25 protein-coding genes and 1 pseudogene are annotated in these 25,276 nt (G+C 56.8%); 19 read left to right on the top strand and 7 right to left on the bottom strand.

Annotation, left to right across the window (positions count from 1 at the left end):
- Window positions 1-97: 97 nt before the first annotated feature.
- Window positions 98-1,630 (bottom strand): sodium:solute symporter family protein, encoded by a 1,533-nt coding sequence (locus CAURI_RS03260; RefSeq protein ID WP_010189286.1) that lies wholly within the window; start codon window positions 1,628-1,630, stop codon window positions 98-100.
- A gap of 240 nt (window positions 1,631-1,870) precedes the next feature.
- Between CAURI_RS03260 and CAURI_RS03255 the strand changes: the two genes are divergently transcribed.
- On the top strand, window positions 1,871-2,587 hold the full coding sequence (locus CAURI_RS03255) for a FadR/GntR family transcriptional regulator (RefSeq protein ID WP_010189287.1): 717 nt from the start codon (window positions 1,871-1,873) through the stop codon (window positions 2,585-2,587).
- Window positions 2,588-2,596: 9 nt separating this feature from the next.
- Here CAURI_RS03255 and CAURI_RS03250 read toward each other — a convergent pair whose 3' ends face one another.
- The 3 genes from CAURI_RS03250 to CAURI_RS03240 are packed head-to-tail and all read right to left on the bottom strand — an operon-like array spanning window position 2,597 to window position 5,266.
- Window positions 2,597-3,307, bottom strand: coding sequence for an N-acetylmannosamine-6-phosphate 2-epimerase (locus CAURI_RS03250; protein WP_012714887.1), 711 nt, complete (start codon window positions 3,305-3,307; stop codon window positions 2,597-2,599).
- A gap of 41 nt (window positions 3,308-3,348) precedes the next feature.
- Entirely contained in the window at window positions 3,349-4,290 is a 942-nt protein-coding gene (locus tag CAURI_RS03245) for an ROK family protein (RefSeq protein WP_010189289.1), read from the bottom strand.
- 31 nt (window positions 4,291-4,321) lie between these two features.
- Window positions 4,322-5,266: a dihydrodipicolinate synthase family protein gene (locus CAURI_RS03240; protein ID WP_010189290.1), complete on the bottom strand. Its 945-nt coding sequence runs from the start codon at window positions 5,264-5,266 to the stop codon at window positions 4,322-4,324.
- Between the two features lie 274 nt (window positions 5,267-5,540).
- On the opposite strand from CAURI_RS03240, the gene CAURI_RS03235 reads away from it, so the two are divergent.
- Both CAURI_RS03235 and CAURI_RS03230 read left to right on the top strand, forming a co-directional pair.
- A complete protein-coding gene (locus tag CAURI_RS03235; protein WP_010189292.1) occupies window positions 5,541-7,403 on the top strand; it encodes a GmrSD restriction endonuclease domain-containing protein in 1,863 nt (620 codons plus the stop codon).
- A 120-nt stretch (window positions 7,404-7,523) separates the two neighbouring features.
- The gene (locus CAURI_RS03230) at window positions 7,524-8,030 is read left to right on the top strand and encodes a GNAT family N-acetyltransferase (protein WP_010189294.1); all 507 of its coding nucleotides are present in this window, start codon (window positions 7,524-7,526) and stop codon (window positions 8,028-8,030) included.
- Here CAURI_RS03230 and CAURI_RS03225 read toward each other — a convergent pair.
- Window positions 8,027-8,494, bottom strand: a complete 468-nt coding sequence (locus CAURI_RS03225; protein ID WP_010189295.1) for an ASCH domain-containing protein — start codon at window positions 8,492-8,494, stop codon at window positions 8,027-8,029. The genes CAURI_RS03230 and CAURI_RS03225 overlap by 4 nt on opposite strands.
- 307 nt (window positions 8,495-8,801) lie before the next feature.
- Between CAURI_RS03225 and CAURI_RS14225 the strand changes: the two genes are divergently transcribed.
- The 9 genes from CAURI_RS14225 (at window position 8,802) to CAURI_RS03185 (ending at window position 17,492) form a co-directional block, all read left to right on the top strand.
- Window positions 8,802-9,158 carry an ATP-binding protein gene (locus CAURI_RS14225; RefSeq protein ID WP_338026529.1) on the top strand — a complete coding sequence of 119 codons (357 nt, stop codon included), beginning with the start codon at window positions 8,802-8,804 and terminating at the stop codon, window positions 9,156-9,158.
- A complete protein-coding gene (locus tag CAURI_RS03220) occupies window positions 9,127-10,005 on the top strand; it encodes an ATP-binding protein (RefSeq protein ID WP_338026528.1) in 879 nt (292 codons plus the stop codon). The genes CAURI_RS14225 and CAURI_RS03220 overlap by 32 nt, the downstream gene beginning before the upstream one ends.
- Window positions 10,006-10,415: 410 nt before the next feature.
- Window positions 10,416-11,663 (top strand): arginine deiminase, encoded by a 1,248-nt coding sequence (locus CAURI_RS03215; protein ID WP_010189296.1) that lies wholly within the window; start codon window positions 10,416-10,418, stop codon window positions 11,661-11,663.
- 10 nt (window positions 11,664-11,673) lie between these two features.
- Window positions 11,674-12,990 (top strand): amino acid permease, encoded by a 1,317-nt coding sequence (locus CAURI_RS03210; RefSeq protein ID WP_010189297.1) that lies wholly within the window; start codon window positions 11,674-11,676, stop codon window positions 12,988-12,990.
- Between the two features lie 222 nt (window positions 12,991-13,212).
- Complete coding sequence (locus CAURI_RS03205; protein WP_010189298.1) at window positions 13,213-14,487, top strand: hypothetical protein; 1,275 nt, start codon at window positions 13,213-13,215, stop codon at window positions 14,485-14,487.
- Window positions 14,488-14,523: 36 nt separating this feature from the next.
- Complete coding sequence (locus CAURI_RS03200; protein WP_010189299.1) at window positions 14,524-15,096, top strand: hypothetical protein; 573 nt, start codon at window positions 14,524-14,526, stop codon at window positions 15,094-15,096.
- A 3-nt stretch (window positions 15,097-15,099) separates the two neighbouring features.
- Window positions 15,100-15,681, top strand: coding sequence for a hypothetical protein (locus CAURI_RS03195; RefSeq protein ID WP_010189300.1), 582 nt, complete (start codon window positions 15,100-15,102; stop codon window positions 15,679-15,681).
- Between the two features lie 153 nt (window positions 15,682-15,834).
- Complete coding sequence (locus CAURI_RS03190) at window positions 15,835-17,088, top strand: ATP-binding protein (RefSeq protein ID WP_012714885.1); 1,254 nt, start codon at window positions 15,835-15,837, stop codon at window positions 17,086-17,088.
- Window positions 17,089-17,144: 56 nt separating this feature from the next.
- Window positions 17,145-17,492 carry a DUF2200 domain-containing protein gene (locus tag CAURI_RS03185; protein ID WP_010189303.1) on the top strand — a complete coding sequence of 116 codons (348 nt, stop codon included), beginning with the start codon at window positions 17,145-17,147 and terminating at the stop codon, window positions 17,490-17,492.
- A 35-nt stretch (window positions 17,493-17,527) separates the two neighbouring features.
- On the opposite strand, the gene CAURI_RS03180 is transcribed toward CAURI_RS03185, so the two are convergent.
- Both CAURI_RS03180 and CAURI_RS03175 read right to left on the bottom strand, forming a co-directional pair.
- Window positions 17,528-17,758: a hypothetical protein gene (locus CAURI_RS03180; RefSeq protein WP_010189305.1), complete on the bottom strand. Its 231-nt coding sequence runs from the start codon at window positions 17,756-17,758 to the stop codon at window positions 17,528-17,530.
- 4 nt (window positions 17,759-17,762) lie between these two features.
- Window positions 17,763-18,437, bottom strand: coding sequence for a nucleotidyltransferase family protein (locus CAURI_RS03175; protein ID WP_157753261.1), 675 nt, complete (start codon window positions 18,435-18,437; stop codon window positions 17,763-17,765).
- Between the two features lie 274 nt (window positions 18,438-18,711).
- Here CAURI_RS03175 and CAURI_RS14255 point away from each other — a divergent pair.
- From CAURI_RS14255 to CAURI_RS03145, 7 genes and pseudogenes are all read left to right on the top strand, one after another.
- A pseudogene (locus CAURI_RS14255) lies at window positions 18,712-19,425 on the top strand (DUF2891 family protein); the annotation flags it as partial.
- Window positions 19,307-19,828, top strand: a complete 522-nt coding sequence (locus tag CAURI_RS03170; protein WP_338026542.1) for a DUF2891 family protein — start codon at window positions 19,307-19,309, stop codon at window positions 19,826-19,828. The pseudogene CAURI_RS14255 and the gene CAURI_RS03170, both read left to right, overlap by 119 nt.
- 445 nt (window positions 19,829-20,273) lie before the next feature.
- The gene (locus tag CAURI_RS03165; RefSeq protein ID WP_010189309.1) at window positions 20,274-20,900 is read left to right on the top strand and encodes a sortase family protein; all 627 of its coding nucleotides are present in this window, start codon (window positions 20,274-20,276) and stop codon (window positions 20,898-20,900) included.
- Window positions 20,901-21,187: 287 nt separating this feature from the next.
- A complete protein-coding gene (locus tag CAURI_RS03160) occupies window positions 21,188-21,949 on the top strand; it encodes a hypothetical protein (RefSeq protein ID WP_010189310.1) in 762 nt (253 codons plus the stop codon).
- 408 nt (window positions 21,950-22,357) lie between these two features.
- Window positions 22,358-22,723 (top strand): hypothetical protein, encoded by a 366-nt coding sequence (locus tag CAURI_RS03155; protein WP_010189311.1) that lies wholly within the window; start codon window positions 22,358-22,360, stop codon window positions 22,721-22,723.
- A gap of 223 nt (window positions 22,724-22,946) precedes the next feature.
- On the top strand, window positions 22,947-23,708 hold the full coding sequence (locus CAURI_RS03150) for a 5-oxoprolinase subunit PxpA (protein ID WP_010189313.1): 762 nt from the start codon (window positions 22,947-22,949) through the stop codon (window positions 23,706-23,708).
- Window positions 23,708-25,255, top strand: coding sequence for a 5-oxoprolinase subunit B/C family protein (locus CAURI_RS03145; RefSeq protein ID WP_010189315.1), 1,548 nt, complete (start codon window positions 23,708-23,710; stop codon window positions 25,253-25,255). The genes CAURI_RS03150 and CAURI_RS03145 overlap by 1 nt, the downstream gene beginning before the upstream one ends.
- Window positions 25,256-25,276 lie beyond the last annotated feature (21 nt).

The raw sequence follows: 25,276 nt of genomic DNA, 5'->3' as shown, positions 1-25,276 counted from the left end.
TCTCCTCGGAGAATCACACCGGCTTAACCACTAGGGAAAACAAATGGATACCTAACCACTAGGCAGATCCACTACGTGCCCCGATTTGGCGGCAACCTCACCCGTCTTGCTCACTTTGAGCAACAGGTGTTTGCACGGCTTTACGGCGCGTGTACTCAAGGTCTTTACCGTAAATGGTCAGACCCGTGATGTCGTGCTGGTCAGATTTACGGAAGATGAAGGATGCCATGTAGCCGATACCGAGAGTTCCTACGAAGGCGACAATCGAGACCAAGAATGGCCCCTGGTCCAGCTTTCCAGCAAAGTATGCAGCAACTGCTCCACAGATGAGCCCAATCAGAACGCCATGGGAATTTGCGGACTTCGTAAAGATACCCAAGACAAATACCGCCGTGAGCGGAACTCCAAAAAGACCGGTAATTGCCAGGAACAAGTCCCACAGATCCGACTGGTTGGTGATGATGAGATACAGCGCGACAGCCAACCCGAAAGTGCCAGCAGCAATAATGACACAGCGAGAGAGAGTAACCGATGCTTCCTTCGCTGAAAAGCGGTTGTAGATATCTACGACAACACACGCGGAAATCGAGTTAAGCGAGGAGGAAATTGTCGATTGCGCAGCTGCCAAGATGGCAGCAATCAATAGCCCGGCAATGCCTGCAGGCAACTCCGAAAGAATGAAATACGGAACCACTGCAGAAGTATTGACTCCCTCCGGCAGACCGCCTTTCGCTTCGTAGAAGTTATACAAAGCCGTACCCATCCCGTAGAACAGCGGAATCGTTACGAGCGCCAGAATTCCGTTGACAATGAGAGACTTCTTCGTCGCTTGGATCGTAGGAGTCGTTTGGTAGCGCTGAACGACATCTTGCGACGAAGTGTACTGATGCAAGCTGTTCAGAACATTTCCAATGAAGATGAACGGAATCGAGGTGAAGACAGCATTCGTGGTGAAGTTATCCGCTGAATAGAATTTCCCCTCTTCCGCAGCATTCACCACAGCACCGCTAAATCCATCGGGAGTCATAGCCATCGCCGTGAGCACTACTACGGCAGCACCAGCCAGCAGCAAGATGCCCTGAATTACATCAGACCAAATCACGCCTTCCATACCTCCTAGGAAGGTGTACACAACACAAAGAACGCCTACAAACACAGCGACGACCAGCGGATTAATATCTGCTACCGATGTAATCGCCAATGTCGGCAAATAGATGACGATGGCGATTCGCCCAACGTGATAAAGAACGAAGAGGAGCGAACCGAGAGCTCGGAGGACTACAGAGAATCGCTCCTCAAGGTAGTCGTATGCCGTTGTGACATCCAGCTTCCTAAAGAACGGGACGTAGTAGCCAATCAAGATTGGAACAATCGCAAAAATTGCAAGGTTGCCCGCCGAGTAGGCCCAGTCAGTCAGATATGCCTTTTCCGGTGTAGACATAAATGTGATAGCAGACAGCGTCGTGGCATAGATAGAAAATCCTGCCGCCCATCCAGGAATCCTGCCACCCGCTTTGAAGAATTCTTCCTGATCACTTCCGGCCCTACGCGCAAAATAAGCGCCGACGAGTAGCATTCCGAGGAGGTAGAGGAGCAGAACTATCCAGTTCAGTGTTCCGAACGATTGCATTTGGTTTTCCCTTCGGGACTTTCAATACAGAGAGCTAAATCACTCTTCCGTTTGCCTGTGCGTTAAAGCATGCTGAAAGCTAGAATACATCAGACGTCTGATGTGTGAAGGGATTTAAGATAATGCACTTACGTCCTCCACGTCAGATAGGAGGCTTCCTCCCCCCCGGCAGCGTTCATTTTTGGAATCCAGCCGAGGTAGGAGATTTAAGATGGATGGAAAAGAAAGAGGGAAAAGTCAGTGCAAACCAGAACGTGGGGTTTCAGCGAAGCCGAACATCGCCCTGTATCAACCACACAGCAGGCCGTAGAAGGCATCAAAAAATTCATTCGGAATAACGCTCTCAAGCCCGGGGACAGTTTGCCAACCGAATCAGAGCTCTGTGAGGAACTTGGCTCCTCTCGCTCCTCCGTCCGGGAGGCCATCAGAATCCTAACGACGCTAGATATCGTCGATGTCAGGCACGGGACAGGCACATTTGTATCCGGAACATCACTCAACGCCTTAGTTCAGGGCCTCATCTTTCGAGCGACTCTTGACGCTGACGACAACCTCGAAACTCTTCGTAATGTGGTGGAAATCCGGCAGGCAATTGATCTTGCTATCGGGCAAGAAATCATAGCGAAACTAGAATCCTCAAAGCTAGAACAGCTAAGTTCCATTGTTGACAAGATGTCAGCCAAACGAAAACAAGGCCTGAACTTTGCCGAGGAGGATCGGGAGTTCCACCAGGTCTTGCTGTCCGAAATCGATAACCCGATTATCCGTGAGCTCAATGATACCTTTTGGCAAGTGCACATGAACGTCATTCCGCTTCGCAAATTGGAAGAACCACAGGACTTCAGCAGAACGGTACGCGCGCACCAAGACATCGTCGATGCTCTACAGAATAATGACCTGAAGAAGTACCAAGAGTCGGTACTCAGGCATTACGAGCCTCTGCTGACTTCGCTGTGATGGTCATTATCAGCTATTGAAGCTCCGAGTAATCCACGCAGGATCTGTGATGGCAGTGCCAATGATGATTGCATCGGCACCAGCACGTTTTCCTGCAGCAACATCATCACGCGAGGCAAACCTGCCTTCGCCGATCACAAAGGCATCCTTACCGCAGAGCCGTCGCCCCTCTGCCAAGCATTCAAGATCCGGACCTTCAGTCTTATTTCGGGACTCTGTGTAGCCGGCCAATGTCGTTGAAATGATATCCGCCCCCGCTTGGTGCGCACGCTGCATTTCTTCCGGGGTAGAGCAGTCGGCCATAGACAAAACATTCAGCCGGTGGCACTCTTCGACAAGATCGCAAAAACTCGATCCATCAGGCCTCGAGCGATCCGTGGCATCCGCACAAATAACAGCAGCCCCAGCATCAGCTAACTGGCGCACGGACTTTACGGTTGGAGTGATATAAACCCCCTCACTCCCCTCTTTCGTAAGGCCGAAAACTGGCACATCTACTGCGGCTGCAATCGCCTCGACATCCTTGATACCCCCATACCCGCCACACCGGATTGCGCGGCTTCCGCCCTCAACACATGCACGAGCAACATGCGTCAACGTGTGTGTATCTCGCATTGGGTGACCATCTGGCGCTTGCACCGAGACAATCACCGAATTTCGAATCATGTCGCGAACTTCTTCTCGGCGCCCCGCCAGTTCACTACTCTTAAACCTAAACATATACCTGAGCCTTCTTCTGGATCTATCGCAGATAAACGGTGCTAAAAAGCGTTATCTCGAGCAAAAGCCGCTGCCCCCACTAACGGTGCTGTCGCCGGCGATTCAGTTATCCGAACTGCGACGGAGCGGTTCGGCTTCAACGCGAAATCTTCTATGGCCTGACGGAATGGCTCCTCCACGGCGGCCCCAACCTGGCATACACCGCCGCCTAAAACAACGGCATCGAGATCAAGAGCCGAAACAAGACCAGCCACTGCTCGGCCAAGGCCATAAGAATTCCCTCTAATAATCCGGGAAGCAAGTTCGTCTCCCTGGTTCATTCTTTCTACGACCTTCTCGAGGGGCAGTGCTAACTGGTCTCGCTCCTTCCACTGCACCCGTTCGCTCGCTGAGTTCGTAGAGAATTCTTCATAATACGCAGCCAAGCTATTGCCGCTCATAATGTTCTCGGCGCGGTCCGCAAAGCCCCGGAAATCAGCGCACAAGAGTTCCGAGAACTCTCCGGCCGATCCGGTAGGTCCGGTCAGCAGCCTTCCACTATCACTTACCGCACCACCGACACCAGTCCCCAACGAAAGGTACAGGACTCTACCAGACTGAAAATCTCTCGCTGCTCCGAGTGTCAGCTCTCCGTACGCCCAGACTCTTACGTCGTTATGAACAGCGCACGGTAGGTCAACGATCTCTTTCGCGACCGCACGAAGATTAGTGCCAGCCCAATTCTTAATGGTGTCCCCGTTGTAGGTGACGAGTCCTTCAGGCGCCTTAATGATTCCTGGCGAACCAATGCCGATTCGCGTCGGGGTAATGCTCGATTCCTCCAACGCCAGCTGAATGGCTTTTTTGATCTGCTCCTGCGGTGTTACTCCGGCTGACTGGGTAGGAATCTTTCCCAGCGCTACAGCCTGCGTTGGGTCTTCGTCAGTTACAAAGCCCCAACCAATCTTTGTTGCACCGACATCGAGCGCAAGGGTACTAGTCACTCTTCACTCGTTTCGTCGTAGTTCAGCGAATCTAGGGCTCGATCACCTGAGCGGCATCGACGATCTCATGAATCTTTGCCTGCTCCTCATCGTTTAGAGCGACATGTGGACGGGACATAAGCCCCGACGGGAAGACACCCAAGTGGTGAAGCGCTGCCTTGAAACTGCCGAGGCCTTGTGAGCTTCCGCCCATGCGTGTGCCGTCACCTACACCAACGATGGTGAAGAGGTCACAAATCTTAGACTGCAATTCCGCAGCCGTTGCATACTCTCCATCAACCAAGAGCTCATGCAACTTCACGTAAGAAACCGGGTCCACATTGCCCAGACCAGGTACCACACCATCAGCGCCTGCCAGGTAAGCAAAATCGACCGTAGTTTCCGAGCCAGTCAAAACCACAAAGTCTTTCACCCCAGCTTTGTTGCGGGCGCTAATCAGAGCACGCGTGTATCCATCATTGCCGCCAGAATCCTTGACGCCGGCAAGTACGCCTTCCTTGGCGAGAGAAATAAGAGTAGCAATATCCAGCACCGAGTGAACGCTGACCGGAATGTTGTACGCGTAGATGGGAGTCTCTGGCGCGGCTTCATGAAGAAGTCGGAAGTGCTCAGCAATCTCTACGTCGTGAGTGCGAACATAAAAAGGCGCAGTGGCCACTAGCCCCTGAACCCCGAGCGAGACGGCATCTTCAATGTGCTCAATCACTCGCGGAGTCGTCATATCAATCACGCCTGCGATTACTGGAACTCGCCCTTGAGCCTGTTCCACCACGGTTGCGATGACTTCCTTGCGCTGCTCTCGAGTGAGGAAAGCTACCTCTCCTGAAGAACCGAGAACGAACAAGCCATGAACGCCAGCCTTAATAAGCCGTTCAGCCTGGCGCTTGAGGGTATCGGTGTCAACAGAATAGTCCTCATTAAACGGAGTCAGCAGTGGTGGCACCACACCGCGCAAATGCTGCGTGTTTGAAGTCATGTTTGGGAACCTTCCTATTCGCTTTCACATTAGAGTCATAAGACATCATACGTCTCTTGCTGTTGTGACGCAGTTGCCCCTAATGAAAAGAAGCGTAATAAGACGGCCGACTGGACCCCTACTCCGGCAACAACTCTGATGCCTCCCCGACCACACTCACCAGAAGCACATTGCCGGGAGCAGACTTGGATTAGAAACATGCCTCAAGTTCTCTTCCTAACTAGAGATTTTCAGGCATGCTGGACAAGAACTGTTCGCCACAGAGGAGGCTCCGGTGGGTTTCAACACCAACATGCACCAACTATCGGCGCTGATGCGCTCTACCGAGAACGGAGAGATTCAGCTCCCCGATTTCCAGCGAAAGTACAAGTGGGAAGACGAGCGTGTACGCCAGCTCCTCATCACCATCTTCCGTGGGCATCCGCTGGGCATCATCATGTTATTGGAAACTGGCAACTCCTCTGTCAGGTTCAAGCCACGCCCCATCGAAAGCACTGAAGCTACGGCTACTTCCGAGCCCAAATTTTTGCTTCTCGACGGCCAGCAACGACTCACCTCACTCACCCAAGCCCTTAAAGGCGATGGCGTTGTTCATACCAAAGACTCACGCGGTAAACGCCTCGACCGCAGGTACTTCATCAATATCCAGAAGTCTATTGAGGATCCCTTCGAGCTGGATGAGGCTGTGATCTCCGTGCCAGCTGATGGGGTTATTAGGACCAACTTCAACCGCGATATCGTGCTCGATCTCAGCACCATGGAGAAGCAACACGAGGCCGGTTACATCCCCGTTTCGCTGCTCCTTGATCAAATGGGACTTTTCGAATGGTTCGGCAAGCTGGGTGACACCGAACTCATGACAGCGTTCAGCGATGGGATTCTCCGCCAAGTCAACGAATACAAGATTCCCGCAATTGAATTGGACAAGCAGACGGACAAAGCGGCTGTGGCTACCGTCTTCGAAAAAGTAAATGTTGGTGGACTTCCGCTCAATGTTTTTGAGCTTCTCACAGCGGTGTTTGCAGGCGATGCGGAGTATTACGAAAAGTACCAGCATGACTTCCGCCTCAACGACGACTGGGCGGAGACTAAGGAGCTGTGGAAAGAACATGATGTCCTCCACAAGGTGGAGAACACTGACTTCCTCCAAGCGATCACGATGCTGACGACTCTTGATCGAAGCAAGCATTCCTCGGGAGGCCGCAAAGTCGGCCTGTCTGCCAAGAGAGAAGACGTGCTAAAGCTTGAGTTGAACGACTACCTCACCTGGCGCGACGCGCTGCGTCAAGGATTCATCTGGGTAGCAGGCTTCCTCGCGGACCTGCACATCTATCGGTTCAGGGATGTCCCCTACCCGAAGCAATTGGTTCCACTTGCTGCCATCGCTGTTGTTCTTGGCAAAGAAGCAGACAAGCACCACGTGAAAGAAAAGATCACGCAGTGGTTCTGGAGCGGAGTCTTGGGCGAGCTCTATGGCTCTGCCATTGAGACGCGCTTCGTACGTGACCTCGAAGGGGTACCTGCTTGGGCGATGGGTGAAGAAACTACCGCCCCACGCACCGTGCAGGACGCTACCTTTGCTGAATCCCGCCTTCACTCCTTGCGCACCCGCAATGCCGCGGCCTACAAGGGCATTGCCGCACTGATCATGGCACAGGGCTCTACGGACTGGGTTGAAGGAAAGCAATTCGGCGCTTTCCAGTACAGGGACATGGCCGTGGATATTCACCATATTTTCCCTAAGGACTGGTGTAAGAAGAACGGAATTGATGACGAGCGCCGCGAATCTATCGTCAACAAGACGACACTGAGTGCACGCACGAACCGTGTTATCGGCGGCGTGGCACCTTCGGCATACTTGTCCAAGGTTGAGAGCGAATCTGGCTTCGATGCCGACGGCGTGGACGACGTTCTCCGCGGACACCTCATTTCGCCTGAAGTACTGCGCAGTGACAACTTTGATACCTTTTTTGAACGTCGAAGGGAAACGCTCTGCACGCTCATTGAGGGTGCTCTGAAGAAGACGGTTCAGCGCGATGTCAGCGAGGGAAACGCTGCCGAGGATTCCTCATTCTTCGAGGAAGAAGCCCTTGAAGAACCAGGCCAGTTGGTAGAGGAACCCGTATCAGAGGTCTGAAGCAACATCGTTTTCTCACCGACCAGCGCAGCAGTGCAGCCTTCGACCAAGAACGACTGCACCACACGCGTGCAGATTGGATAGACTGGGGGACCGTAAATTTCAATAACAGGACTCCCTATGAATCACGATTTCGCCCTCCACACCCCGCGACTTTCAATGTCGGTACCTACAGATGCCGATATTGACGCCGTTTTTGCTATCCACTCGGATGCCCGTACATACGAGCACCGCCCTGAACTGGCGATGAAAACTAGAGAAGAAGCCGTGGAGCTAACTCGCGCATGGCAAGAGAACTGGCGGGAAAAGAAGCTGGGCTACTACGTGGTATCCACGCTTGATGGCACCACTATTGGCTTCACCGGTGTGCGCCATAGCGAGGAAGCAGGTGAAGAAGTGCTCAACCTTTACTACCGCTTCGCACCCGAATCGCAGGGACAGGGCTTTGCCAAGGAGGCTGCGGCCGCTGCGATTGCCAGTGCGCGCGAGCGATTCCCGCAGCTTCCTGTCGTCGCCATCATCGATCCCAGCAATGAAGCGTCGATTGGCTTAGCATTTAAGCTCGGTCTGCAACATGTCCCCGGCGCAGGAGTGGCGGATGACTACGAGGTGTACCGACTTTCCTAGGTTTCGGCGTCCCACGCCTCCAGCCCCTTAACCAGGTACCGCCCGTCAACAGCAAAGCACTGGCACACCACCTGGGTGTCGTCGTTAATGTCTATCTCTCCGATGTAGTCAACGAATTCGGGTGAGCGCCAGAACTGCTCATGCCCGGCGCGCCATTCGCTGGCATCAGCGTAGCCCTCGCCCTCAGCGAGGGCATGCTCGTCGTTGACGTCGGCGAGCCGGCAGACCTGGACCTCGGTGGTACGGATGACGCACACCACGTTGTCGTGTGAGTCAAGGACTGCTTCGAGGTTGCCCACGTCCTCCTGTGGTTTGTAACCGTGCGGATACTCGGCCAACAAGGAAGTCGTCGTGGTTTTCGTGCCGTTCAGGATGGCGGTGACGAGGGCGTCGCGAAGCGGGCCAGGGAAGGCGAACTCGCCGCGAGGCAGTACCGATAGGGGTTCCAAAGCGTCCTGAGTCATACGTTTACAGTACGTGGCCAGTTATTGTTGCCGAGCAAGCTCGCGCTCGCTTTCTGTTCCGACCGGCCGGATACTCGCTCCCCAAACTCGATTCATCCATGACGATGTCCGGGCGCTTCCCTTGCGCCAAAGATGCTTCTTAAAGGGCTGGTAAACCAGCTTCTTTCCCAATCGCTCCTGGGCCGCGCCGCCACTTCCTATTGATAGCGGCGCGGCCCCTTCTTCAAACTTCACAGCTCTTCATAAACTTCAAAGAATTCATAAACTTCATAAACTTCACAAGACTTCAAAAGGCTCGTGGTCTGAAGTGAGGACCTTGAAGCCGAAGCACGCCAACCCTTTTAGGGCTACGTTCGGCGCCACTCCCCCATTGCTGGTTGGCCGCAGCGATGCCATCCGTGATTTCGGTTTTGCACTCGATGAAGGCCCCGGTGCCCATGAGAGGATCTCACTCATCATCGGACCACGCGGCATCGGGAAAACTGTCCTTCTCAACGCCTTCGAAGACGAAGCGCTCGAGCGCGGTTGGCTCACGCTCAGTGACACTGCAACAACTGGTTTTGTTGAACGCTTGCGTAGTGACATCATCCAACTCCTGTCCCAGGAAAGGAAAACAGCTCAAAGGCCTCAACGTGTCCATCCTCGGCATTGGAGGCGGGCTTAATCGGGATACTCGAGCTATTGCGGAATCAACATACTCGCTGTGCAATGCACTGAAGGATTTACTGGCTTATAAGCGCGAACTCGACCGAAAGGCCCGCCAGGAGCCTGGTGGTGTTCTCGTAACTTTGGATGAAATGCACCACCAACGCAGCCAAGAGCTCATAGAGTTCGGCGCTACGATTCAACATCTGGTTCGCGAAGGCGAAGACATTTCCGTAGTCATGGCGGGCATCCCAACCTCAATCAGGCCGCTGCTTTCCGGGAAGCTAAACAGCCACGGCGATGCCAATCCAGTCACTTTCCTTCGCCGCGCAAACCGCATTGAACTGGGCAGAGTCTCCGATTCGGATGTTCGTGAAGCACTGGAGGAGCCCCTCCACAGCGCCGCAACCTCATGGTCACAGGACGCTCTTAAAACCGCAGTAGAAGCATGTCATGGTTACCCATTCATGATTCAACTCGTTGGGCAATGCTCATTTAGGGAAAAAGAACGCATTTCAGATGACGGCTCCGAAATTTCCATTGACTCTGCCCAGCGAGGTGTCGCAACTGCGCAGCGCAAGCTCAGCCAGCTTGTCCACGAGCCGGCACTATCAGCCCTCTCGAACGTCGACCGAAGCTTCTTGGTTTACATGGCCCAAAATGATGGCCCCACCAAAATGTCGGATATCAAGGCTCGCTTCAATCAAATAGATTCTTATGTGGGCAACTACCGCCGCCGGCTTCTCGACGCCGAAATGATCACCACCACCGGCCACGGCGAAGTCGACTTCGCTTTGCCATACATGCGCGACTACCTCCGTGCACATGCGGCAAGCCTCATTGTTGAGGACTTCGATTCGCAGTAGCGGAAACGCCCCGATCCCCCGTGCGCTGCACGCCACGCCTACCCCCGCACCCCGATCCCTAATATTCGCGCAGAGTTTCCACCCCACCCAAAGTTATGCATCCGGCTCACTGTCGGTCTGCGGTCTCCGCCACCGCTAGGGTCGTCGCAGTGGTGGAGGGGTGGGGCGTCGGCAAGCCCAGCAAGAGTGCGCCCACTCCCCCACCGCAATACATGAATAAAAGTGAATAATATTATGCAGAGTGCCGCAAAACCTCCATCTACGTGGGCTTTCTTTCACCCACGCGAGGCTTGAAAAAATATTCGGCGCCCATAAACTTGTCACGTAGTTCACAGACCAATAGTTCCGGTGAGCCAGTTCACCACGTTGCAGGATGGCGCCATGCACGCGCCAAGAAAGGTTTCAGAAACATGGCAGCTTCCCCGTTAGGAGTCTGGTCCGAGGTCGGCAAACTCCACCAAGTCATGGTGTGCGCACCCGGGCTCGCGCACGAGCGGCTCACCCCCAGTAACTGCGCTGAGCTGCTTTTCGACGACGTCCTCTGGGTCGACGAAGCCAAGAAACACCATGCGGAGTTCGTCGCCGAGCTGCGCAGCTACGATGTCGAGGTTCTGGAAATGCACAAGCTTTTGGAAGAGACCCTGGACACCCCGGGTGGGCGGGATTTCATCCTCGATTACAAGCTCCTCGATAGGAATGTGGGTGCGGGCATTGGCGGCGAGCTGCGCCACTGGTTCAATGAGATGCCCACTGCACGCCTGGCCGAACTCCTCATTGGCGGACTACCCTTCGCCGAGATTCCGAAGGGCCTGGGCCACGGCACCATCGATGCCATGCGTGAGGTCTACGGGCCGTCCGCTTTTGCGCTGCGCCCGCTGCCCAATACGCAGTACGCGCGGGACAATTCGGCGTGGATCTATGGCGGCGTGTCCCTTAACCCCATGCGTATGCCAGCGCGCCACCAGGAAACGCTGCTCACCCGCGCTATTTATAACTATCACCCGCGGTTTGCGCAGGCAGACTTCAAGTTCTGGTACGGCAACACCGATGAGGAACCGGGGCTTGCGGCACTGGAAGGCGGTGACATCATGCCGATTGGCAAGGGCATCGTACTGGTAGGCATGGGTGAGCGCACCACCTGGCAGGGCGTGAGTCAGCTGGCCATGCGCCTATTTGAGGAAGGCGCCGCCACCAAGGTCATCATTGCGGCCATGGCCAAGGAGCGCGCCTCCATGCACCTCGACACCGTGCTTACGTTCCTTGACGCCGACAAGGTCACCGCCTACCCCAAGGTGGTAGACACCATCCGGCCGATAGTCCTGCATCCTTCGACAAGCACGGCGCCTTTCGACGTCGAACTGCCCACCGAGTCCTTCCTCGAGGTCGTCGCCAAGGCGCTGGGCATTGGCGCCTTCGAGGTCATCGAAACAGGCGGCGATACCTACGCTGCCGCCCGTGAGCAGTGGGATGATGCCAACAACGTCGTGGCTATCGAACCCGGCGTGGTGGTGGCCTATGACCGCAACAAACACACCAACGCCAAGTTGCGTGCCGCCGGCGTTGAGGTAGTGGAGATTGGATCGGCAGAGCTGGGGCGCGGCCGAGGAGGCGGACACTGTATGACCTGCCCAATTGTCCGCGAGGCCGTCGATTACTAGAAAGAATTTTATGACTTCGCCCAAAGCCGACACCACTGCACAGACCACCGACTCGGGGGATTCCACACAGTCTGCGAGCACACCACCGAAGTCCGAAGGCACGGCGCTGAGTTGGGTTCTTGCGCTTTTTGGCACCGCGATGGGTGCCGGAATCCTCTTTCTGCCGCTACAGGCAGGAGCCTTTGGCTTCTGGCCGCTCGCCTTCGCCACGGTGATCGTTTTCCCTTTGGTGTATTTCTCCCACCGAACCTATGCCCGCATTGTCGCCGGTGCACCCACCCAGGACTACGGGCTGGACATCTTGGAACTGGTGCGCAAGTACCTCGGACGCAACACAGGTTTGTTCGTGGCATTGATGTACTCCCTGGCCAACATCCCCACGGTGTTCATCTATGCCATCTCCGTAACAAATGCCATCGACAGCTTCATTGTTAACCAGCTCCATGGACCTTCCATCAACCGCTGGGTTCTTTCGGTGCTGTGCGTGGGCACCCTCACCGGCATTTTCGCCATCGGGCGCAAACCCATGCTCTGGTTGGCACAAATTCTGGTTTATCCGCTCATCATTTCGCTTGCAGCAACGTCGATCTACCTCATCCCCCAGTGGGATTTTCATTCCTTCCTGGACGTGGACTACAAAGACGGAAGCTGGCCGAATATCTTGCTCGGCGCCGTTCTTATTCTCCCCGTACTGGCTTTCTCCTTCTCCCACATGGCGGCGCTATCGCAAATGTCAGTGGACATGCAATCCACTTACGGCAAGAACACCGAAAAACGAGTCTCGCGCATTGAGCTCTACACGGCCGCGCTGCTGGTCATCTTCACCATGTTCTTTGTCTGGTCATGCGTCTTGGCGCTGGGGGCTGACGGTATGCGGGAGGCTTCCGAGCAAAACATTCCGGTGTTGTCCTACTTTGCCAATGTCACCGGAGTTCACGCGCTGGCCGTGTTGGCACCGTTAATCGTCATCTTCGCCATCGTGACCTCCTACTTTGGAACAATGCTCGGTGCAGAAGAAAGTACCGCCTACATGGTTCGCCTACTGGCTCCGCGCACAGCAAACCGGCTCAACCGACGTACATTGCTCACCATTGTCTACGTCTTCATTTTCATCACCGGCACTATGGTCTCCGTGTTTAATCCGCCGATTCTCAATCTCATCTACCTGGTGGGCGGTGTGTTTGACGCGATTCTCATCTTCTTGTTGCCGGTGTACATGTTCCACAAGGTCAAGGAATACAAAAAGTTCCGACATGACCCATGGAATTACTTTGTCTTTGCCCTGGGTTCAGTCATTTTGGGCATTACCATCTGGGACCTGTTCTAAGAACAAAAGCCGTCTCCCCGGCGTGTGACTACCCTCTATATTGGGTAATCAAAAGTTTGTGAACGAAAGGTCAAAAGGCTGGAAGAAAGTTACTTTATGCCCCTAACTTTCCCGAGAATGATTATCCGTGACCATTGCCGGACTACCCAGCGCCTCCTAAGATGTACCCAGATTTTATGAATCTTTCCTTACTCTTTAACAAAATATAAGGACGGTACACAGGTGCTTATTAAGGGACTGCGTGCGCTTGCACCGCTGGCGGCAGCCGCGGCCTTCATTACCCCTGCGGCACAGGCGGCCGACATCCCGCCCATGCCACAGGCCTATCCCATTACCAACCTCTACAAAAGCTGCAGTGCGTCCGGCGAAAACATCACCACCCCGGAGTGGCACTTCGCAGAGACTGGCCGCCGCTACTTAAGCGATGGCACCCTGCAGTTCAAGAACACCACCGATCAGGACGTGCCCTATACCGCCTCCATTGAGACCGGCACCAACCACAAGATCGAGGCCAACTCCAAGGCCGCAATGCCTTCTGGCTGGGATACCACCGCTAAGTCCGATATCGGGCTGAAGCTGTCCAACGGCTGGCATGACAAGGAAACCTTCGGCCCCATCACCTTGAAGCCGGGTGAGTCCTTCCGCGTGGAATACGGCGTGGTGGAAAAGGACTTCATCTCCATGTTCGTCGGCTGCAACGATGACCGCTTGGAGAACATACCAGGGGCCAACGTGATCCGCGGCAAGGGCCCGGCTGAGCGCTATGCCTTTGCCTACATCATCAAGGCTGATGGTTCGATTTCGGACTTGGCCATAGAGATTCCTTCCCGCTCCCCGGGCGCGAACTCCAAGCCCGTTGAGGGCAACTACACCTCCGTATCCGGCCCGAGCTTGGAAAAGATTGAGGACCCGAAGAAGGACGAAATCATGCAGCCCACTGAAGAGCTGCAGCGCGATCCCTCCTGGCCCAAGGAAGGTGAAACCTGCAAGAGCGGCGATAAGTCCTGGTATCCGCTGGACATCACCGCTGTGAAGCCGACCTTCCGCAAACCGGGTTACTCCACGGACTTCCTCAACTGGTCCAAGGGTGATTACGAGTACGCGCCGGTGACCGACTTCGTCGTTGGCGCGGAGCACGCGCCGTACACCAACTGGCGCGGCAACCGCGGCGATATCCCGAAGGGCTGGCTGGAGTCTGTCGGTGCGGTCAAGCGCGCCTATATGCCGGTGGGAACTGAACTCGAGCACATCGACTTGGCTCCCGGTGAGCGCGTGCGCGTGGAGTACGGCACCACTATGACTCGCATCGACTACCGCGAGTTGCACTGCGGCAAGGACGGAAAGTACAGCTTGACCTCCAATTACAAGCAGACCACCGCGCCGAGTGGATTTTGGGCGGAGGCCACCATCACGGGCAAGGACGGTTCCACCCGCACCGAGGACGTGACCCCGGACGAGTACCGCGAACTGCCTGTTCCGACCCAAACCATCTACTAAGCACTTCCCCACTTTTCATCCAAGGAGTACACCCACATGTTCAAGACCAAGATTGCTTCCACCACCGCTGCCGTTGCCATCGCCTGCGGCCTGATCACTGCCCCAGCCGCCAACGCTCTCCCGGCACGTGACCTGGGCCCGGCTAACCCAACTACCATCGGCGAGCAGTGCTCTAACCCGGGTGATACCGGCCAGACCGTCAACATCAAGCGCACCTACTTCGATGGCTCCGCCGGTTCCTGGACCATCTCCAACTACAACGACGAGCCGCTGCCGGTAACCCGCTCCATTACGGAGACCAAGACCAAGACCTGGAACGTCTCTGCCGGCGTTGACTTCAAGCTGCTGGATCTGATCAACTTCACCTTCTCCTCCAGCTACACCGACTCCCAGTCCTACGAGGTGGGCGAGCAGGTTGGCCCGTACAACATTGCTCCGGGTAATACCGCTGTGCTGCGCGCCGGCTGGGTCGTCTCCGACTTTGAGGGTCAGAAGACCATCTGCGGTTCCGACCACACCTGGCAGGCCAACGGCGGCACCTTCACCGCTACCCTGCCGAAGGAGCGCCACATTGAGGTCTCCACGCGCGACAACAACGATTGGGGCTAAGGCGTGCTAAAGAAGTCCATCGCGAGCACCTGTGCCGCACTCAGCCTGCTGATGGCTACTCCTGTAGCCCACGCTGCCGACTTCGGCGGGGACTTCGAGTTACCTCAGCGCTGGAATGATGATTTCCAGCCGGGCACGCACTGCTCGACGCCCGGTGAGAACGGCACCTACGTCACTGCCAAGCGCCGCTGGTTCAAGCAGACGGACGCCACCAGCGTGGCCAACCGCAACGCTGAGCCGGTGCCGGTCAGCCACACTGTGACGCAGGCCCGCACCCAGACCATCGAGGTCTCGGGCTCCATCAAGGGCGAGGGCGAGCTGGCCAAGGTGCTCACCCAGACTTACGGTTTCCACTACGTCAGCGAGCAGCACTGGAAGCTCAACCAGAAGGTGGGGCCGTACACGCTGCCGGCCAACTCCCAGGGCAAGCTGGTGTGGGGCTTTACCATGCTCGACACCGACGGCCAGGACGTGCGCTGCAACGCCGACCAGGAATGGGAGGCCGTGGGCAAGCCCTACTCCGCCACCGTTCCGGAAGCGCGCTACTCCGAGCTGCAGCTTGGCGATGCCCCCGTCTGGAACTAACCCAGCTATCTCACCCGCCCAGACTTTACAAAAGAGGGCACCTTCACACCGCTTCGCAGCGGCCGAGGGTGCCCTCTTTTTGGCGTTTCACAGCATGATCAAACGGCAGCGGGAGCATTGCAGAACCGCAACAGTGCAGGTAGATTGACTGTCATGACTGATTCTTTTCTACATAGAAACGCACAAGATTTGGCGGAAGAAGTTCTGTCGGATACACCTGTGCTGACTATTTCCGGCGCGCGCCAAGTAGGAAAGAGTACCCTCGTCCATCAATTACTAGAAGGTAGAGAGCATAGGTTCTTTAACCTTGATGAGAGCGCTTCGCTGGCATCTGCAAAAGCAGACCCAGACGGGTTTGTCAGACAGCTCCCCGACGGGACACTAGCCATTGATGAAATTCAGCGCGCACCAGAGTTGTTTCGCGCGATTAAAGGCGCACTCGAAGAAGATCGACGGCCGGGGCGTTTTATCCTTACCGGATCATCCAACCTCCTCAGTCTCACGGGAGCTGAAGAATCTCTTGCTGGTCGCGCAGAAACCATTCGTCTTCACGGCCTCAGCGTGGGTGAACGCTTGGGCATCCACGATGATTTTGCAGGCCGAATGTGGTCATTAAAGGATGCAGGAGTACAACCCGCATCTACCCCTTCCCGGGCCGACTACTTCCAGCTCTTCTGCACACCAAGTTTTCCAGAGCTTAGGGATTCTACTCGGCGGCGACAACACCGATGGTTCGACGCCTATATTGAGCGAGTCTTGTCAAAAGACGCTGCCGAGCTCTATGGCATTCAATTCCCTGACCGCTTACACAGTCTTCTCGACAAGTTTGCTGAACAAGGCACCGCGGAGCTTGTAGCGGCACACATTGGGCGTGCGCTCGATATTCCCCAACGCTCAGTCCCCACCTATGTAACTGCGCTGAGTGATGTCTTCTTGATTAACCAATTGCCATCATGGGGAACAAATCTTGAGAAGCGGGCTATTTCTAAGCCCAAGGTCTTCCTCTCGGATACTGCACTTGCCACAAGCCTGGCAGGCCTTGAGCCAGAGGCATTGGAGATGAACATTTCCAGCACGCTTACCGGCGGGATCTGCGAAGCCTTCGTTGCCAACGAGCTTCTGAAGCAGAAGGCATGGTCTTCAATTGACTATCGCCTATTCCACTTTCGGACCTCCACCGGCAAAGAAGTTGACCTTGTGCTGGAATCACGATCCCGGGACATTGTTGGCGTGGAGGTCAAGGCCGCAATGTCGATTCAGCCGAAGGACTTTGCAGGCTTGCGCCATCTTCAACAGGTAGCTGGTGATTCTTTCCGCGCAGGAATTGTTTTGTACACGGGCAAGGACGTCCTGCCAATGGGCGAAAACCTCTGGGCAATGCCAATTTCGACGCTCTGGCACGGCTAAGTCCGCGACAACGAACGGCCTCCACGCACCATGAGGCTCACCGATTTACTGCATCCATGTCTCACCGCATCTTTTCCGTGCCCTTCACCGATATCTATCCGCACTACGTTAAGAAGGTAGAGCGCAAAGGCAGGACTGTCAGCGAGCTCCACGAAGTCATCACCTGGCTTACCGGCTACTCGGTTGAAGGACTCGAGCGGGTCCGGGAGCAAAAGATCACCCTCGAGGATTTTTTCGAGCAGGCCCCGCACCTGACCCCATCCCGCTCCCTCATCACCGGCAGCATCTGCGGGCACCGTGTCCAGGACATCGAGGACCCGCTGATGCAGAACATTCGGTACATGGACAAGCTCGTTGATGAACTCGCCAGGGGAAAAGCCATGGAGAAAATCCTTCGTGGCTAATCCTCACTAGTTCGGCGACTTTATGACCTCAGCGCCTAAGCCACAAAGGGGTACGGCGGCGCGGTCTTCTCGCGGAAGAAGTAGCGCGCGTGCGTATGGCGGACGGATTCTAAATTCTTAGCGCCAATCGCCACAATCTCGACATCAGGATCCTTATTTACTTGATCCAGTCTATGACGAGCGCGGGTTCCCTCGATGAGGGATTCGTACTCAGTTACTTCCAGTGCACCTGTCGGTCGATGGTATTTAATCAAATAGGCTGGCATCGATTTATTCTCCCTCCACGTCACGTTGAACTCGGCGTTCTTCGAAGTCATGGATTAATTTATCTAGCATCTTATACATGCTACGTCGCAATTGACGTGCTTCTCTTTGCGTTGTATCAGCAGGTTGGTTGCCTTCGAAAGGCTCAGTAAGAATATCGACGAGCTTTTCCACCCTGTTTACGACTTCGGACAGTTCATGCAAAGCGCGGGTCTCAATCTCAAATTCTGCCGGAATTTTTCCGCCGAATTCGAGGTATCGGATTTCTCTCCCATACAAGTCTCCTGCCATTTCATAAAGGTTTGCCCACTGCGACTGAAGCGCCGTTCGTAACTGAATTTCTGCACGCCCGGCCTCAGACATCACATGTAGGTGCACCGCGCGATAGCCCGAGTGCGGTTCCTCGCGCATGTCCCGGAGCTCTACCTTCCTCGCCCCAGCCTTCATAAGATCTCGAGAAAGAAGCTCCGCCAGTATCGATTGTTCCTTTAGAGTCACGTCGAGATCCAGCCGTACTCCAGAGACGTCTTGGATATTCTCCAAAGGAAAGCTCGGCATTCGACTCAACTTCTCCCTCAACGTGTCTCGTGTTTTTACACGAGAACCCAGGAAGTATGTATCTGAATCTGGCTCCACAATCGAGTCTGAACTCAGCGTCAACCGATTATCAAGTTGTGCCATGGTCTGACCTGCTTTTTGAATTATCGCATCACACAGGGCTGATTGCTGGTCCAAGAACAGACCAAACCGTTCCTCATCAACCGCTTCTCCATTCCGTAACGCACTTCCTATTCGATGTACTTGTCTCTTACTAAACGTCGTCGGCTTGTGTTCCAAGAACCTCAAGGTTCCCCCTTCTTCGATAATGGCAACCCCCAAGACGAAGTGTTGCCTGTAGCTCCAGACACCCTTGCTAGACCGCGTGCGTGCGGACGTGCATTCCCCCACCTCTTGGATGCCTGCTCTAAAGAATACGAGGGCGACCGGACATCAACACCACAATGTCGCTCATGCGTTCGATGGTCAATTTCAAACGCACACCCCAGAAGTCAAGAGAAGACACACCCCACCTTCAGCTTTGCCATACTTAACGCATGACTTCGCTAGAAACTTGTGCCAGCGACTGGGCGGAAACAATTGCGGCCGCACTCGAGCGCGAATTCCCCGCCGCGATGCACCACACAAGCGCTTCCACAGAAGACTGCGACGTGCGCCCCGCAAGCTGCACCCCAGTTTCTACGGTTGTTTCAACTGGCACTCCAGCGTCCACATGCAGTACTCAGGCACGCTACTAAACGAGATTCTCGGTCCCGAGTCTCCCAAAGAACTTTCTGCGCTTCTCGACGATCGCCTCAGCACAGAAGCCCTCACCACGGAATACAACTACCTCCTTGCCCACCCCGGATATGAAATACCCTATGGGCGCGCCTGGCTGCTGCAGCTAGCCGTCATCCGGCCCAGCGAAGCGATGGACAAGCTCGTAGAGCTCACCGCACAGCACTGCCGCGACTGGCTCGACTCACTCAACCAACCGGTGCGACACGGTATGCATTCCAATACAGCCTTCAATCTTTTCCTCATTCTCGAGGCCGCGGAGAAACTCGGGCTGGAATCGCTGGCAAGCTCGGTGCGCGAGGCTGCTGCCCGCCTTTTTTGGCGACGACCACAACTACCCGCTCGAATGGGAGCTGTCTGGGCACGATTTCCTGTCCAACGGGCTATCGGAAGCGCTGCTCATGTCGCGCGTGCTGCCAGACTTCCCACACTGGTTCGACGGCTTTCTTCCCCACCGCGCCAAAGCTTTGGACTTTCTTACACAAATCCCTGAGGTGCTCGACCCAACCGATGGCCGCCTATCCCACCTCTACGGCTTGGCACTGACCAGGGCATGGATGCTGGTTGAGCTCGCCGCGCATTTCGACGCTTCCGTCCTGTCACGCGCTCACACACTCGCGGTCAGTGCGCACCCGCAGCTTGTCGACGGCCACTTCATGTCCACCCACTGGCTCATCACCTACGCACTTCGTTTTCAGCTCGCAGTTGAGGGAAGGCCCGTGAGTGAGCTTCGGTAACAAGTGATTCATAACGCGCACTTAAGGAATGGTTACTGAGCGAGTAGTACTGTAATTTTCTAATTATCGTTCTTCTCAGGAGCTCACCATGGATTCTCGCTACTCGGCGCAGCGCGATAGCTATCGCCTGCCGGAAGAAGGAATCCGTATTGATCTTCGGGCCGAACGGGCACGCCGTAGCCGAACTCTTCAAGGCCGCGCGGATGCTACCTCCGAGCGCCCGCCCTACCGACCGCGACGCCGCCCCAGTCAAGAACGCCTAGCATCTTCTTCATCGGCCGCTACCCCCTCCCGGCGATCCGCTTCCTCATCGGCAGCTGCCCAACAAGCACCAACTCGAACAGTACCGACGAGAAAGCAAGGAACTTCACCCCGGCGCCACGCAGCGCGCCATCGCCGGCCTGTCAGCCGTCGCGGCACGGGGGTCCTCCTGATTCTGGCGTTGGTGTTCATCGGGATTGTCGCCGCGCTCCAATTAAATAAGGAACCGGACGCGCCTGCGCCGGAACCCACCGGCGTAGTCACCGAACCCGCCGCAGCCATCGAGCCCTCCCCCGCAGTCGAAATGTACATCCCTGCGATTGACGTACGGACAGATTTCGAGGAAGGCTCCTGCCGAATCAAAGACAATAAAATCAACCCGGACTCGATGAATAAGGCCTGCACCTACACGGCGGAGGATAAACCTTATTCACTTCCCGGTACAGATGCTCAGGACATCGTGGTCATTGCTGGCCATACCGGCGCGGGCGTGCCGGCAGTCTTCAATAATCTCTATGACAGCCGGGCAGATGAGCACAAAGCTTCCTTAGGCGACAAGCTTTACCTGCGCACGCAGAACTCCGGTGATCAGTGGTTGGTGTACACCGCAACGGATCTGCACGATCCCTCAAAGGACGGTCTCGAGCAGGACGAGAGCATCTGGGGCGCCGATGCCCAGCCTGGTCGCTTGCTCACCATCAGCTGCATCCAGCCAGCCAACCCACTGGCAGCGGCGGTACGCAATGCCGTGGTGGGATGGCAGTTTGAAGGCGTAGCTGAAACGCCTGAAGCTGCCACTAACCAAGGCTAGAGCTTCCTGTCATACCCCCATAGAGGGGGACCCTAAGGCCACTACGCTTCTATCGAACATTTTCCCAGCTCGCCGGTTTACATAGCGCATGTTTCCGCAGGTCACTAGACACCATATCGCCAATCGAACGGGCCCTCGCTTGCCGAACATGCGGTCCGTTTGGCGCGAGAGGTATCCGCCATGTTAGCGAGCAAAACTTCCTAACCCTTGTGACTGATGTGAAAGTTGTGACTATTGTTGTTCGTGTTGGGTCGACTCCCTCTCACTACCCTCACAAGGAGAAACTCATGAAGCGCATCAACCGCACCCTGACCGCAGCCGTGCTGGCTGGCTCCCTCGCACTCGGCGGCACCGCCGTTGCCTCTGCTCAGATTCCGGCCCCGGCCACGCTTGAGGTCGATGGCCTGGTTTACGAGAAGCAGCAGGACGGCAGCTACCTGCACCGCAACAAGCTCGGCGACGAGGCCCTCAACACCTCCATGACCGCAGAGGAAGCGGAGTTCATCTGGGAGCAGCAGCAGGCCCAGCAGGCAGCCGAAGAGGACGTAGAGGTTCTGGACAACCAGCCTCCGGCCGACGGTGCAGAAAACCCGGAAGGCGAAGGCAACGAAGGCTCCACCAACGAGGGCGAAGGTTCCACCGAGGGTGAAGGCTCCACCAATGAGGACTCCTCCTCCAACAAGTCTGACTTCGACAAGAAGCAGCTGGCGTGGCTGGCCCTGCCGGCCGCCCTCGTCATCGGTGGCGTAACCTGGTACCTGGCCAAGGATGGCAAGACCTACGTGAAGTCCCAGGAAGCAGCCCAGAAGGATGCTCCGACCGCCGAGGAGAAGGCTGCTTCTGAGCAGATGCTGCAGGAGAACAAGGACGAGGTCATCGCACAGGGTGGTCAGATTGCTGACAGCACCGCTGCGCAGGCCCCGGCACAGTCCCGTGGCATCTCCGCAGAGACCGGCTCCAACACCGTTGCTCGCGGCCTCGCCGCTCTCGCCTTCGCAGCCATGATCGCTGCTGGCGCTTTTGCCGCTCGTCGCAAGTTCTTCGCTTAAGAATAACTAGCGCCGCGCACCGCGTTTCTCCCCCATTTACAGGCGGAGGAACGCGGTTTATGCGTTTTAACCGCCTCCCGACACACAGATCACCACCCCCCCAGCCGGTGGCACACCTTGGGGCAAGCTGAAAAGTTCAACGAATGAACTAGAACATCGATAGGCCACAAACCCGAGATTAATCAGGGGCATTGCCACAAAATGGCCCCACGCAGGCACCCCCAGCGTCACCCCGCACCCTGAAACATTCATGACAATTCGCGTGGAATAGCTTAAAAATACAAAATAGTTTGACGAATCTCACTTTTTTCTGGTTAATATGTGGGCAGTCGAAATCAGTTAACGGTGACAACATCGTCTGATGCGGCGTTAACCAAACTTTCCCGATCTATACCCAGGAGAAGAAACATGAAGCGCATCTCCCGTAACCTCACCGCGGCAGCCCTGACCGGCGCCCTCGCACTCGCTGGCGTCACCGCCGCTCACGCCGAAGAGGCCGGCAGCTCGGACATCAACAACAGCTCCTCCGCCGGCACCGAGGGCAACAACGGCAGCAGCGAGCAGGGCGGCGACAACGGCAGCAGCGACGGAGACAAGGGCGACAAGAACAAGGATGGCCAGAGCTCCTTCGATGACTTCAAGGGCAAGCTCTCCTCCAAAGACGGCAAGCCGACCGAACTGGGCATCGCCGCCATCGTCTTGGGTGTCCTCGGCGCACTGGCCGCACTCGGCCCAGCCGCAGCACAGGCCCTAGGAATCAACCTCCCGTTCTAATCTGAACCCTTATACATCGAGCTTCTAACGTGAAACTCCTTGTATCGCCGTAGCAACGGCGTCAGACAGCAGCACCCCCATCACCGTCGCGATGGGGGTGCTTTCACTTCCCACAACTACACAGATGAGGGACACACTTCACAAACCGACGTGATGCGGGCTACACTAGGCACCCATAGATTGTTCAACAATTCGGGAACTATAGAAGAGGTGTCCTCCTGTTATGAGCGCGCTGCACATAGACCTCAACGCTGACCTCGGCGAAACCACCGCCGGCAACCCCGTTGCCGATGACGCCGCGATGCTCCAGCTCGTCTCCTCCGCCAACGTCGCCACCGGCTTCCACGCCGGCGACCCGCACTCCATCGCGGGCACCCTCAAGGCGGCCGCAGAAGCGGGAGTCACCGTCGGCGCACACGTTGGATACAACGACCCAGCAGCATTCGGGCGCCGCTTCATCGATTACGCACCTGCCGAGCTTGCCGACGAAGTCACTTACCAAATCGGTGCCCTCCAGGCCTTGGCCCAGGCCAACGGAACCCAGGTGGCCTACGTCAAGCCGCACGGCGCGATGTACAACACCATCGTCCACCACGAGGCCCAGGCCCACGCGGTTATCGACGGCATCAAGGCCTTCGGCGACCTCCCCGTCATGCTACTGCCCGGCGGCATCGCCGTCGATTTCGCCGAAAAGAAGGGACTCACCGTCATCCGCGAGGCCTTCGCTGACCGCAACTACAACCCCGATGGCACGCTCGTCTCACGGCGAGAGGCGAATGCGGTGATGGGTGATGAGGGGGACGTCGTCAAGCGCGTGCTCGAGGTCGCTGAAACCGGATCCATCACCGCCATCGATGGCTCCGTGCTCAACGTGGATGCACAGTCGGTGTGCACGCACGGTGATTCGCCCGGTGCGGTAGAGCTGCTGCGCGGTGTAGTCAAGGAACTGCAGGCGCGCGGAATTGAGATTCGGAGCGCCATCTGATGCAGATTCACCCCGTAGGAACACGCGCGCTGCTCATCGAGCTGGAGGACTTGTCGCAGGTCATGGCGTGGCACGCGGCCCTCGACGCCAATCCGCTCAAGGACCAAGTCGATGCCATTGCTGCAGCCACGACCTTGTTGCTGACCTTTGCCACGCCGAATTCCGCCGCCGCTGCCGCCGAGAAGCTGCAGGATTTCCACCCCACCGCGCAGGCGGGCGAGGATCCGCGCTTTGTGGAGATCGACGTTCTCTATGACGGCGAAGACCTCGACGAAGTCGCCGAGTTGATGGGCATGTCACGCGAAGGCCTCATTGACTGGCACACGTCGACCGAGTGGCTCGCGGCCTTCGGCGGCTTCGCACCCGGCTTTACCTATTGCACCCCAGCGGACCCGGCACAGAACTTCAACATCGAGCGCCGCGCCACCCCGCGCACCGCGGTGCCGGCGGGTGCTGTCGGAATTGCTGGCGGTTTCTCCGCTGTCTACCCGCGCGTCTCCCCTGGCGGCTGGCAGCTGTTGGGCACTACCTCGACCCCGATGTGGGAATCTGATGCCCACCCGCCAGCGCTGGTCCAGCCAGGCGACCGCGTGCGCTACCGCGCGGTGAGCTCGCTGCCAGATGTTGTGTCGACCACGCCTTTCGGCCGCCGCACACCGGCGCGCCTGCCGCGCTTGGAGGTCCTCGATGCGGGCTTGCTCACCCTCTTCCAGGATCAGGGTCGCCCCGGCCGCGGCAACTTGGGTGTCACGCCCTCGGGTGCGGCGGACCTGGCGGCGGCTGCCACGGCCAACGTCGCGGTGGGTAACCCCCGCGGGGCCACCGTGCTGGAGAACATCGGTGGCATCCGCCTGCGCGCGCTGACCGACGCCGTCATGTGCGTCACCGGCGCCCAATCCCGCGTCCTGCTGGACGATATGCCGGTACACCTCGCGCGCCCGGTGCTCGTCACCGCTGGTTCCACGGTGACCGTGGATCCCGCGACGGTGGGCCTGCGCAACTACATCGCCATCCGCGGCGGCATCGTGGCGGATGCGGAGCTGGGCTCGGCCTCCACCGATGTGCTTTCCGGGCTGGGGCCTGCACCGGTGCGACTTGGCGACGTCATCGGTGTCCTCCCCCGCTCCACCGCGATGACCGATGCCCAACTGAGCAACCCGATGCGCGTTCGCGAAGGCGCGCACGGCCAGACCGAGGGCGTGCTGCGTTGCGTGCTCGGTCCGCGCGATGACTGGTTTACTCCCGAGAGCTTGGAGGCGTTCCTGGCCACGGAGTGGACCGTCACCGCGCAGTCCAACCGCGTGGGCGTGCGCCTGGTCGGCCCGGAGGGTTCCGTAGCGTTGAGCCGCGCCCGCCAGGGTGAGCTGCCCTCGGAGGGCATGGTGGCTGGCTCAGTCCAGGTCCCGCCGAGCGGTGAGCCCGTGATTTTCCTCCGCGATCACGCCGTAACCGGCGGCTACCCAGTCATCGCCACCGTCCTCGAAGAAGATATTGATATTGCCGCGCAGCTCCCGCCGGGGGCGACGGTCCGCTTTGAACTCGCTTAAACACTAGTAAAGGAACAACCA

The sequence above is a fragment of the Corynebacterium aurimucosum ATCC 700975 genome, assembly GCF_000022905.1.
GTDB lineage: Bacteria > Actinomycetota > Actinomycetes > Mycobacteriales > Mycobacteriaceae > Corynebacterium > Corynebacterium aurimucosum_F.
The sequence above is the reverse complement of the archived record's forward strand: the minus strand, read 5'-3'. Positions and strand labels throughout refer to the sequence as shown.